10 protein-coding genes are annotated in these 11,599 nt (G+C 43.3%); 7 read left to right on the top strand and 3 right to left on the bottom strand.

Annotated elements, in window-relative coordinates:
• Positions 1-146: 146 nt before the first annotated feature.
• Both FD723_RS13745 and FD723_RS13740 read right to left on the bottom strand, forming a co-directional pair.
• A complete protein-coding gene (locus FD723_RS13745) occupies positions 147-1,646 on the bottom strand; it encodes an MBOAT family protein (RefSeq protein WP_179065834.1) in 1,500 nt (499 codons plus the stop codon).
• A gap of 127 nt (positions 1,647-1,773) precedes the next feature.
• The gene (locus FD723_RS13740) at positions 1,774-4,788 is read right to left on the bottom strand and encodes a DUF1574 family protein (RefSeq protein ID WP_179065833.1); all 3,015 of its coding nucleotides are present in this window, start codon (positions 4,786-4,788) and stop codon (positions 1,774-1,776) included.
• A gap of 253 nt (positions 4,789-5,041) precedes the next feature.
• Between FD723_RS13740 and FD723_RS13735 the strand changes: the two genes are divergently transcribed.
• The 7 genes from FD723_RS13735 (at position 5,042) to FD723_RS13705 (ending at position 10,758) form a co-directional block, all read left to right on the top strand.
• On the top strand, positions 5,042-5,191 hold the full coding sequence (locus tag FD723_RS13735) for a hypothetical protein (protein WP_179065832.1): 150 nt from the start codon (positions 5,042-5,044) through the stop codon (positions 5,189-5,191).
• 52 nt (positions 5,192-5,243) lie between these two features.
• Positions 5,244-5,498, top strand: a complete 255-nt coding sequence (locus FD723_RS13730) for a hypothetical protein (RefSeq protein ID WP_179065831.1) — start codon at positions 5,244-5,246, stop codon at positions 5,496-5,498.
• Between the two features lie 85 nt (positions 5,499-5,583).
• A complete protein-coding gene (locus FD723_RS13725; protein WP_179065830.1) occupies positions 5,584-8,706 on the top strand; it encodes a phosphoenolpyruvate carboxylase in 3,123 nt (1,040 codons plus the stop codon).
• A gap of 13 nt (positions 8,707-8,719) precedes the next feature.
• Positions 8,720-8,857 (top strand): hypothetical protein, encoded by a 138-nt coding sequence (locus FD723_RS13720; protein ID WP_179065829.1) that lies wholly within the window; start codon positions 8,720-8,722, stop codon positions 8,855-8,857.
• A 6-nt stretch (positions 8,858-8,863) separates the two neighbouring features.
• The gene (locus FD723_RS13715; protein ID WP_179065828.1) at positions 8,864-9,118 is read left to right on the top strand and encodes a hypothetical protein; all 255 of its coding nucleotides are present in this window, start codon (positions 8,864-8,866) and stop codon (positions 9,116-9,118) included.
• Between the two features lie 70 nt (positions 9,119-9,188).
• Positions 9,189-9,494, top strand: a complete 306-nt coding sequence (locus FD723_RS13710) for a DUF4090 family protein (RefSeq protein ID WP_179065827.1) — start codon at positions 9,189-9,191, stop codon at positions 9,492-9,494.
• Between the two features lie 301 nt (positions 9,495-9,795).
• Positions 9,796-10,758, top strand: a complete 963-nt coding sequence (locus FD723_RS13705; protein WP_179065826.1) for an aldo/keto reductase — start codon at positions 9,796-9,798, stop codon at positions 10,756-10,758.
• 45 nt (positions 10,759-10,803) lie between these two features.
• Here FD723_RS13705 and FD723_RS13700 read toward each other — a convergent pair whose 3' ends face one another.
• Entirely contained in the window at positions 10,804-11,592 is a 789-nt protein-coding gene (locus FD723_RS13700) for a ferritin-like domain-containing protein (protein WP_218651822.1), read from the bottom strand.
• Between the last annotated feature and the right edge of the window lie 7 nt (positions 11,593-11,599).

The raw sequence follows: 11,599 nt of genomic DNA, 5'->3' as shown, positions 1-11,599 counted from the left end.
TTCAACACCTAACTTGCTATTACTTTCGAGGATGCGATCGCCTATTTATTTACCTTTACACTTCTTTACAATTAGCTGATGAGAAACATTTTAAGTATTGTGGATTTGTAACGAAATAATAAGCTCTATATTCTCTGATGTTTCAGCTAAAAATCAAAGTATATGTAGGGCAAACTGCCTTCAGGGGCTAATAACCAAACAGCGTAGAAACAGATGGGAACGAATACAAGTTTAATTGGCCAGTTAAACTCTAACTTCAGCATTCGGTTGAAGGTGTAGACTACAGCCATCAGGGCAGCTAAAGCTAGAAGTACCCAAGTGAGTTGGGATTGGCTTATATTTAGGGCTTCCACATAGACCTTTTCGGCAAACTGCGCGTCAGCCGGATAACCCCAAAGATGCCGAATTACCAAAGAAGAGTCTTGGAGATTAGGTAGGCGGAACCAAATCCAAGAGGTAAAAACCATCAGTTGGGTTAATAACCAAGCGACAAAAATACCTAGAGGATTTTGCCAGAATTGTTCTAGATTTTCAACGCGATCGCTTATAGAATCTGTAAGTCGATGAACCACCAAGGCTAATCCGTGGAATATGCCCCAAACGACATAACCCAAAGCAGCACCGTGCCAGATACCAGCAATTAGCATTACAAGAAATAAATTCCAGCAGGTACGGACTAAACCTCGACGAGAACCACCCAAAGGAAAGTAGACATAGTTACGCAGCCAATCTCCTAGAGTGATATGCCAGCGCCGCCAAAATTCTGAGATATTGGTGCTGAAATAGGGAAAGTCAAAATTCTCAGGTAAAACCAAACCGAAAAGCAAAGCACTCCCACGAGCGATGTCTACATAACCATTGAAATCTAGGTATAACTGCAAGCCGTATGCAAATGTAGCTAACCAAAGATCGGTACTACCTGCCCGTTGCAAATTACCAAAACATAAATCGACGAAAATTCCCAAGTGGTCTGCAAAAATTCCTTTTTTGACTGCGCCCCTAGCAATCAACCACAGCGCCTCAGCGACTCTATCAGCAGTAGGTAAATCTAGTGTATTGAATTGATTTGCTAAGTTGTGGTAACGCGTAATCGGGCCTGAAATCAGTTTGGCGAAAAATAATTTGTATGTAGCAAATTTGAGAAAATTATCAGTAGCAGGGGCACCGCGATAGACATCTATTAAATAGGCAATGCATTCAAAGGTAAAAAATGAAATTCCCAAGGGTGCAATCAATTTAAAAGAGCTATCTGGTGAGTTGGTTTGTATATTAAAAACAAACTTGAATAAGGGGGTTAAATATTTAAAAGCTAACAGCAGTAAAACATTTAGAGTGATACCCACCCACAAAACTTTGAGACGGCGACGATTCCAATCAACTTGAGCAAATTGCCACTCTTCGTTAGAGATTTGCCAGTCAAGAGAATGTTTTCCTGGTGATGTATTTTTACCAATTTCCAGTCCTATACGGAAATTAATAAATGTCAAAGCTAAGAGTAATGGTATGTATTGAATGTGCAAAGATGCATAGAAAACTAGACTGGCAATTAGCAACGTCCATAATCGAAATTTCTGTTGTGCTAAAGACCAGTAAATTCCTAATACACTCAACAAGAATAGTCCATAGAAAATTGATATAAAGTTCATTTTTTAGTCATTAGTCATTAGTCATTAGTCATTAGTCATTGGGAATTGGGTGTTGAGCATTAATAATCGATAATTCTTCTTCCCCTTCCCCTTCCCCTGCCTCCCCTGCTCCCTTATCCCCATTCCCCTACTTCACTGGCCAAGGAATCATCGGATCGTTAGCTAACTTTTTCGAGACTTCGTATGCGCCAAAGCGGTTGAGGTGACTAGGATCAGAAAAGTAGTCATTTGCTTTTGGCCACTGTTGGCTCAAATCACGATAAATAAAGTTGGGATTAGTAGCCAAACGCAACATATATTGTTGAAATTGTTGCTCATATTGTCTACGCACTGGATCTAAATAATCTGCCGTCAGAGGCATGTTGACAAACACTAAGGAAATTTTCTGAGCCTGGGTAAACTGAAGCACTTCTTTCAAAGCAGTATCTTGCTGTCCTTCTACCTGGAAAGATTTATAGTCGTTGTCATAATTTCCAGGAACTCTAGAATGTTTTTGATAGTATCTCGCGGGATTAAAGCGAATAGACAGGGGTAGAAAGCCATCAAAGTCAACTGCTTGCTGAGATATACTCTCATCTGAAGTATCGTCTGTTAGCTGTTTTTCTGATGTAACTGTCTGATTATGACCAACTGCGAGGAATTGTTTTTGCAGTAAACCTTTTATTTGGTCACGGTTTTTATAACTAGCAGAAACAGATGCTAAAGCCTGATTTAAGGACTGATTGACAGCTTCATAAGTACTGATCTCCGGTTTTTCTTCGGTTGTCTTTTTTTCTCCTGAATTTACGATATTTTCTGGTAAATCATTACTATTTGCAGGGTTTGCTGTTTTTTGGAATGCTTGTTTATAACCAGCTGATGCAGCAAGGGATTTAAAGGTAATATCCTCGCGTCCACCGTTGAAAGCACGAGCGCCATCTGCCCAGATAATTATTTTGGGTAGTTCTGATGGTTCCAGTACGTGGCGAATCACAAAGTCTACAACTTGTGCAGTAGCACCGTTGATTCCAAAGTTAAACACGTCAAGATTTGGGTAGCCCTGAGTCGCTAAAGCTTTAGAAAGTGCTGCGGGATCTACTCCTCTGAGGGCGCGGGAGGAGCCAATAATCAACACGTCTGGCGGAGTACCAGTTCTAGCTAGACGCTGTTTATACAGTGCTAGTTGCTCGTCTAATTGTCTGACGTTGAAACTTGGCAGTTGCGATCGCGCTGCTAAAAGAATAGCTGTTGCGGTAGCTTTTTCCTTCAGTGGTGCAGCTGCCAAATTATTTTTCGGAGTATCATCGCTTTGGGTAAATTCCGAAGCGTTAAATACAGAATTCTGATTTGGAGGAGATTTCGTTTTGGAAGTGCTGGTAAAAAATGTTGTTTTCTCACTCTGATTTTTCCCAGATGTCAAAGATGCCTGGCGTTCAGAAGATGATGGGAGGGAGACGCTAGCGACTTTTGACGAACTTGGTATAGTACGTGCAATAATTTGACCCAGTACCCAATCAGTTTGGAGGGTGAGCAATAATCCCAGTGTTCCCCAAACTAGAGCAATCTTAATTCCTTGAATATCAGGGTTATGTTCTCCTGATTGGTTACTTTCGGTAAATAGCTGGCTGTTCAACAGGAGTTTTTTCGCTGTTGCACTTGCCGTTGTCAGCCAATCTCGCGCTACTTCGGTTACAAAACTTTGAACTTCTTCTGTGGTTAAGTCGGGGCGCAAAATTGGCTCACTAGTCTCAGAGGTTACTAAATCGTTAACGTATTTAGAAGTAGCAGCAAATTCTGGGGTTGCCTCTGGTACTAAACGTTGGCGATGTTCAAGATCGACGCCATAATGCCAAAAAGGTTCTTTATTTCCAGCCCGGCGACCGTAGACACGTACTCCCATGATACCGGGAATTTTTAACTGGCGGATAAACTGCGTAATTTTACTTGCTACTTGTTGTCGCGCTGGACAAACTGGTGCATCACACATGATGTGTAATAAATCATTTTTGTTCAGTAGAAGTACGCGAATTCCACCTGTTAATAGCCGCCAATCCAAATCAGGATTGAGTAAACGCTCCAGTAAAAATACGATCGCAGGTTCATCGCCAGTATTGGCTAAATCTAGCGGTGATGTGGCAAAGATGGGATTGTTGGCTGCGGGTAAAGTTAGCCAATCAATCCAAGTCGGCTGCATATCGCCTGCTTTTTGTCCGTAGACGGTGGCGGCGAGAATTCCTTGAGGTGCGATCGCTTCTAGTTGCGGTAAAATTGCCTCTAAGCACACTGCCTTGTCTGGGATAGGGGCAGTTCCTAAGAGATCAAAAGCTGGGATACAAAAGATATGTAGCGTTGATTCTTTTAAAGAAACTTGGACACCAACTTTTAACCCTGATAGTACCTCAGTTAATAATCGAGCGATCGCTTGGACATCTCCCCAACGCGCCCACTCTTTGAGCATTACCTCTGGTGGCGTCAAATCTATCCGCAGCAGCCAATCAGGAGCAGTTTCGCCGCTAACTTGAGAAACAATTACAGCATCTTGGTAGCCGGAAAGCTTAAGATAACGCAGCTTTTGTGCTATTGGTTCAGCAAGCAATGATGCATCGGGGCTATAGCTCGATTGGCAAAAGATCCACAGGCGATTTTCTTCTGGCTGAGAATTCTTGGGCTGATATGGCTTAATTTTTGCCTGTACTGATACACCTAACGTACTCAGAGTTTCACTGAGATATCGAGCGATCGCCTCTGGGTTGCCTTGGCGTGCCAAACTTTCGTTAGAGACAATTAGTGCCCCGCCCGATTGTTTTGATTTTTCCGAGTCTGCTAGTAGCGCTTGCTGCACCTCATCCAAATGCTTATCTATCTGATTCAAGTGAACTCGATGGCACCATGAGGGGCGCTGTTCCCCTTTTCTGCGGCCATAGACAAATACTTGATATATTGAGGTTTGTTCGCTGCTTGTGAGGATATCTAAATTTGTTTGCTGTAGTGCTTGCAGCAAGTCAGACAAAGTACGCCAACGCTGAGGACATTCAGTACCTTCACAAAGAATATGAAGGTCATTTCCCCGCAACCGGACTTTCACCCCGAAAGTGTTGATCCCTGTTGCCTGGCTTACCCATTGCGCTAAGGACTGCTGGCGATCTGGTAATACTGTTTTCATGCTCAGTTAACTTTACAGTCAGCGATTATTGGGGGATAGTGCCTGCACTTGTAAACTAGAACCATAGGTTTATCACACTCTGACGTTTTTTTTTAACAATTTTGTTACCTTCGTAACTCATAAAATCGGCCAAGATAGTCTTGTACGGGTTGCAAGTCTGACTAATGTTGAGTTTTGCGTTTATTTTACTAATAGGGAGTCAAAATTCAGAAGTTAGCAGTTAGAGGTCAGAATAATTTTATATGACTGGCTGATGACTTGTCCTTTAAAGCCGGATTTGCGTAAACCCTTGATGGGCGAAACAGACAACAAGCTTATCCCATTTCAACTCCATCGCTCGATCGTTGGAATTACCTTAACTACTTCTACAGACGCGATTAATCGTGTCTTTCCTGACTCCTGACAGACGCGATTAATCGCGTCTCTACAATAATTCCCATAACCCAGAATTAGCAATGCCTCCTGTCAACCAACAATCTTCAGCTAAACCCGCATCCAATCTGGATTTATTTGCCATTCCTCCGTCGTTCCTTTTACAAATTGGTACAGCGTCTATATTACTGCTGCTGATTACTGGAAAAACTACAGTAAAAGCACTAGAAGCTTTAGGGGAAGCCAGTGAAGAATTATTTCGAGGCGATCGCCTACCCAACCTAGATTTCCCAGATGAACACGAAATCAATCAAGATGAGAAGATATACACCAAATAATTATTTGCTCAGGAACAACCCAGTGAGCATTAAGTGCAAAACCTAGAACCGTAAACACAAAGATAGCTTTACAAGAATAGAGAATATGGGTTCCCTTTTATACTCTTCGTCTCAAACTGCGGATATATACCCGGTGTCGGAATTATTTTTGCGCCATCGTCTCCAGGTAGTGGAAGAATTGTGGGAGTCAGTTCTCCGGCAAGAATGTGGTCAAAATATGGTAGATTTGTTGCGGCAGTTGCGCGATTTATGTTCGCCAGAAGGACAAGCAACAAATGACCAAGCATCCTCAGCCGTCAAATTAATTGAACAACTAAATATCAACGAAGCAATTCGCGCGGCTCGTGCTTTCGCTCTATATTTTCAGTTGATTAACATCATAGAGCAGGAATACGAACAACGGCAGCAATTGAGTCGCTATGAGGCAGAGACAGAGGAAATCGAGCCAGAAACACCAGCCAATGTCAACTATTCCTCTAATCAAAGAGAAGATGACACGCCTGTTAGTAAGGGAATAGCAGCAGACTTCCTGAGAAAGAATTATCTCGAAAAGGCGCAAGTCAAACCCAAAGGTACTTTTGCTGCCTTATTTCCCTATTTATTCAAAATGAATGTACCACCCCAGCAAATTCAACGTCTAATTGCACATCTGGATGTCCGCTTAGTTTTCACAGCGCACCCGACGGAAATTGTTCGTCATACCATCCGAGATAAGCAGCGACAAGTGGTACAACTTTTGCAAAAGTTGGATGCCTTAGAAAACCATTCTGGGAATACACCAGGAGCATATCCTTGGGAAGCAGCAGATGTCCGCGAACAATTGCTCGAAGAAATTCGCCTCTGGTGGCGCACAGACGAACTTCATCAGTTTAAACCCACGGTGCTAGATGAAGTAGATTATGCTCTACACTACTTCCAAGAAGTTTTATTTGATGGCATTCCCCAACTTTATAAACGCTTCAAACATACCCTATCTAATACCTTTCCTTGGCTAGAACCACCGAGTAAAAACTTTTGCTCATTCGGCTCCTGGGTAGGCTCAGATAGAGATGGGAACCCATCAGTTACACCCGAAATTACCTGGCAGACAGCTTGCTATCAGCGCAAAATGGTGCTAGGGAGATATATTCAGTCAGTAAAAAATCTGATTGAGTTGTTGAGTGTGTCGATGCACTGGAGTGATGTCTTACCAGACTTGCTGGAATCTTTAGAAGCGGATCAGTCCCAGTTGAGTGAAGTCTACGACGCACTGGCGCTACGTTATCGACAAGAACCTTATCGGCTGAAACTGGCTTATGTATTGAAGCGACTGGAAAATACTCGCGATCGCAATCTAGCTTTGTACAATCGGGAAACGCCAACAAATCAGGATAGTCCTCTGTATCGTTCAGGAGCCGATTTTTTAGCAGAACTGCGGATGATTCAGCGCAACTTGACAGAAACAGGCTTAAGTTGTCGAGAATTAGAAAATCTCATCTGTCAGGTAGAAATTTTTGGTTTTAATTTGACACAGCTAGATATTCGTCAAGAATCATCCCGCCACGCCGATGCGCTCAATGAGATACTGGAATATCTACAACTATTACCCCAACCTTACAACGACCTCTCGGAGGAGCAAAGAGTCGCTTGGCTGACAGGAGAATTGCAAACCCGTCGGCCATTGATTCCGGCAGAATTGCCATTTTCTGAAAAAACCAACGATGTCATTGAAACCTTTCGCGTCGTGCGATCGCTCCAACAAGAATTTGGTCTAAATATCTGCCAAACTTACATTATCAGCATGTGCCGCGACGTAAGCGATGTGCTGGAAGTACTACTGTTAGCCAAAGAAGCCAGACTTTTTGACCCCGCCATAGCTGTGGGAACCATTCAAGTTGTCCCCCTCTTTGAAACAGTAGAAGACTTACAACGCTCCCGAAGCGTCATGCGGAAACTGTTTGAACTCCCCTTATATCGCGCTTTGTTAGCCGGCGGTTACGAACAAACAAAAGCAGAGAGTATTGTGGATGAAAAAAACTCATCCTCCCCTGCCTCCTTTGCCCCCCCTGCTCCCCTGCTCCCCTGCTCCCCTGCCTCTCCCACCTCCTCCCCCCTCCCCACAAACTTACAAGAAGTAATGCTGGGGTATTCTGACAGCAACAAAGACTCTGGTTTTTTAAGTAGCAACTGGGAAATTCATAAAGCTCAAAAATCACTGCAACAAATAGCAGAAAACTACGATATAAATTTGCGGATTTTCCACGGACGCGGTGGTTCTGTGGGACGTGGTGGCGGCCCTGCTTACGAGGCGATTTTGGCTCAACCAGGTCATAGTATCAATGGGCGAATCAAGATTACCGAACAAGGAGAAGTTTTGGCTTCTAAATACTCGTTGTTAGACTTGGCTTTGTATCACATGGAAACCATCACCACAGCAGTGATTCAAGCTAGCCTGCTGCGAACAGGGTTTGATGATATTGAACCCTGGAATGAGATTATGGAAGAATTAGCAGCGCGATCGCGTCAACATTATCGTGCCTTAATCTACGAACAACCTGATTTTGTTGACTTCTTCCACCAAGTAACCCCCATTGAAGAAATTAGCCAGCTGCAAATTAGCTCTCGTCCCGCACGTCGTCCATCTGGTAAGAAAGATTTAAGCAGTCTGCGAGCGATTCCTTGGGTATTTAGCTGGACACAAACCCGCTTTTTACTTCCTTCTTGGTATGGCGTTGGCACAGCTTTACAAGAATTCTTGAACGAAGAACCAGAAGAACACTTGAAATTGCTGCGCTACTTTTACATTAAGTGGCCCTTTTTCAAGATGGTGATTTCTAAGGCTGAGATGACTTTGGCAAAAGTAGATATGCAAATGGCACATCACTACGTTCAAGAATTGTCCAAGCCAGAAGATAAACTTCGTTTTGCCAAGGTTTTTGACCAAATTGCTAGCGAGTTTTATCTGACAAGGGATTTGGTGTTAAAAATCACCGATCACAATCGACTGTTAGATGGCGATCCTGTGTTGCAACGATCTGTACAGTTACGCAATGGCACAATTGTACCTTTGGGATTTATCCAAGTTTCACTACTCAAGCGTTTACGGCAGTCCCTAAATACCACTGCGACTTCTGGAGTAATTCATTCTCGTTACAGCAAAGGCGAGTTACTGCGAGGAGCATTGTTAACTATTAATGGCATTGCTGCTGGGATGAGAAATACGGGTTGATTGGGAATTGGGCATGGGGCATAGCCTCGTTCCCAGCCTGGAGGCTGGGAATGTATTCCCAGAGGCTCTGCCTCTGGTCAAGAAAGAGGAGGCGGAGCCTCTCAGAATGGGTTCCCAGCCTGGAGGCTGGGAACCAGTTTTAGATGACTAATGACTAATGACAAAAAATAAAATTTTAATTTGTACTTTTTTGGCTTTGTCATCAGGTTTTTTTGGCGCTTACACCAGTGGGCAAATCACCATGATGCTCCATAGCCAAAAGTGCCAAAACCAACCTTGGGGTTTAAAGGAGATGTGCAATGCTTGGATGACGCCAGGGGCAATGTGGCAAGGTAGCACAACAGGACTTTGGACAGGCACTATCTTAGGGGCGTTTGTTGGTGGTGTGGTGACGCGACAAGCTCGTGATTAGTTAACCTTTGGCGGCTTTGGTGTCAGCAAGGCTGGTAAAATCTACCCATAGCTAAGAAGAGAAAATCACCATGCCTACCGAAACTAACTCAGGGAATCAAACTACTACTGGGGCTGATGCGATTGATGAAGCGATCGCACAGGGAATTGATTTTGATGGTTCTCCTATTCCGCCTGCCAAGTTAGAACTTTATGGTAAAGTTATGGCGCTAGAAGGCAATAGACAGCGCAGTGGTGTATCTAATACGATGCGATCGCGCATTGTGCGAATTGGCGCAAAGCACATTCCCCAAGCAGAACTAGACCAATTACTTGTAGATGCTGATTTCGCACCCCTAAAAGAAAAAGAAATTGCCTTTTTCTATAGCGGTAAATAATTGTTAATGTTTTACAACAGTTTTCATTTATTTGAACCAAATATGTTGTAGGGGCACAGTAATGCTGTGCCCTTAACACTGTTCGGTTAAAGCAAGAGACGCGATGAATCGCCGTCTCTACAATAATCTCAATTCTTTACCTCAAATATCCGAAATTGCCATCGATATTTTGGCTTCTTGAATCTTTTCCCGATCGCGCTGAAAAGTGTATCTACAGCAAGATATTGTCAACTTTGCCTTGTGTTTGAATTGGCAGGTGGCTATATGTACTTGAGTAATAGCTGAAAGCCTTGGAGAACACATGTCAGAAACTACGTCAAATTCAGAAATGCAATATCGAGTACTCGGTAGCACAGGAGAGAAAGTTTCCGCCATTGGGTTGGGCGGTTGGCACATCGCCTTGAAGCACGTTGATGAGCAATTGGCTATCCGTATTGTGAGAACAGCCATCGATCGCGGCATCACTTTTATGGATAACAGTTGGGATTACAACGGTGGAGTCAGCGAAATTCGTATGGGAAAAGCACTGCGCGATCGCTATCGAGATAAAGTGTTTCTGATGACGAAAATCGATGGTCGTTCTAAAAAAGAAGCTGCAAAACAGTTAGACGAATCACTCAAACGCTTGCAAGTTGATTGTATCGATCTGGTTCAGCATCACGAAATGATTCGATACGAAGATCCCCATCGAATTTTTGATCCAGAAGGGGCAAATGCTGCCTTCATTGAGGCGCGAGAAGCTGGAAAACTCCGATACATCGGCTTCACTGGACACAAAGATCCCCATATTCATCTACATACGCTAGAAGTTGCAGCTGCTCACGGGTTTAAATTTGATACAGTGCAGATGCCGCTAAATGTGATGGATGCCCACTACCGAAGCTTTGCAAAACTAGTTGTACCAGAACTTGTGAAACAAAACATCGGCGTTTTGGGGATGAAAAGCTTGGCAAATGGTATTCTTTTACGGTCAAAGACAGTAACGCCAATTGAGTGTTTACACTATGCTTTGAATCTGCCGACATCGGTTGTGATTACCGGAATTGACAGTATGGAAATTCTAGAGCAAGCTTTTGAAGCAGTGCGGACGTTCCAGCCAATGAATGACGAGCAAGTGCGATCGCTCTTAGCAAAAACGGCAGAAGCAGCATCACGCGGCGAGTTTGAGCCGTTCAAAACCTCATCAATATTTGACAGCACTGCCCAAAATCCAGATTGGCTGGGAGAGGAACCGCAGCGCATCCAGCAATTGATGTCAGCTTGATGCTTTCTGAGTGTTGTATGTAGAGGAAGTCCACACATCGATATGCTACCACTGGTATCTTTCTGGTTTCATTCGCTCCCAAGCAAAATTCATTTTTACCCAAGCATCCCGCCAGTAACTTGTAAAACTATGTCCTCCGGCTTTGAGTGCGCGATGATGACCAATCCAAACTAGAATCACTGGTACATAGTAAAGAAAATGCTGCATAAGATAAGTGAGCTTCCGTAACCATATAGGGCGGTTTCGGTGTAGAACTGCCAGACGCTCGTACTGAAAACGAATATGCTTTACTTCGTCTCTCAATATTTGTTGACACAACTGCTTTAAAACAGGGGAATTTGTTGCGTTTTGAATTGCTTTGTAATAGACCAATGCTAAAGTTTCAACCATAATCACAGGAGTTGTCCAAATCTCCATCATTGGAATTGCATAGCGTATTTTCCGAAACAACGTATCGCCCCAGTTACGCTGCAACCGAGGAATTTGGGCAAGATCGAGAAACTTTCCTAAGTCGCTTCCGTGACGTTGTTCTTCTTTGATGAATAGTTCAATTACATCAACATATTTAGGATCTTTGATGCGCTGTGCATAGTTTTGAGCAGTAGCTAATAAGTGCAACCCATCTGATGTCTCACCCAACTGCCAAGCTGCTAAAGAATCTGCTATGGCATTCTGTTCATCCTTTGTGATTTCTGCACCCCGCTTCCAAGGGATTTCTAATTGAAACTTAGCATTGGCTTTGTAGTAGGTGTACCAATCATCAGATGTTGTGATGGAAGACAAAGTAGGTAACAGCTTATGAGGATTCATCAAAACTCCAAATATGTATAGCATTGTATTG

The sequence above is a fragment of the Nostoc sp. C052 genome (genome assembly GCF_013393905.1).
Taxonomy (GTDB): Bacteria; Cyanobacteriota; Cyanobacteriia; order Cyanobacteriales; family Nostocaceae; genus Nostoc.
The sequence above is the reverse complement of the archived record's forward strand: the minus strand, read 5'-3'. Positions and strand labels throughout refer to the sequence as shown.

What these genes read in the sequence shown, in the direction of transcription:
- FD723_RS13700 (WP_218651822.1), bottom strand. Translation starts at nt 11,592, where the DNA reads ATGCTATACATATTTGGAGTTTTGATGAATCCTCATAAGCTGTTACCT.
- FD723_RS13710 (WP_179065827.1), top strand. Translation starts at nt 9,189, where the DNA reads ATGCCTACCGAAACTAACTCAGGGAATCAAACTACTACTGGGGCTGAT.
- FD723_RS13705 (WP_179065826.1), top strand. Translation starts at nt 9,796, where the DNA reads ATGTCAGAAACTACGTCAAATTCAGAAATGCAATATCGAGTACTCGGT.
- FD723_RS13715 (WP_179065828.1), top strand. Translation starts at nt 8,864, where the DNA reads ATGACAAAAAATAAAATTTTAATTTGTACTTTTTTGGCTTTGTCATCA.
- FD723_RS13735 (WP_179065832.1), top strand. Translation starts at nt 5,042, where the DNA reads ATGACTTGTCCTTTAAAGCCGGATTTGCGTAAACCCTTGATGGGCGAA.
- FD723_RS13745 (WP_179065834.1), bottom strand. Translation starts at nt 1,646, where the DNA reads ATGAACTTTATATCAATTTTCTATGGACTATTCTTGTTGAGTGTATTA.
- FD723_RS13740 (WP_179065833.1), bottom strand. Translation starts at nt 4,788, where the DNA reads ATGAAAACAGTATTACCAGATCGCCAGCAGTCCTTAGCGCAATGGGTA.
- FD723_RS13730 (WP_179065831.1), top strand. Translation starts at nt 5,244, where the DNA reads ATGCCTCCTGTCAACCAACAATCTTCAGCTAAACCCGCATCCAATCTG.
- FD723_RS13720 (WP_179065829.1), top strand. Translation starts at nt 8,720, where the DNA reads ATGGGGCATAGCCTCGTTCCCAGCCTGGAGGCTGGGAATGTATTCCCA.
- FD723_RS13725 (WP_179065830.1), top strand. Translation starts at nt 5,584, where the DNA reads ATGGGTTCCCTTTTATACTCTTCGTCTCAAACTGCGGATATATACCCG.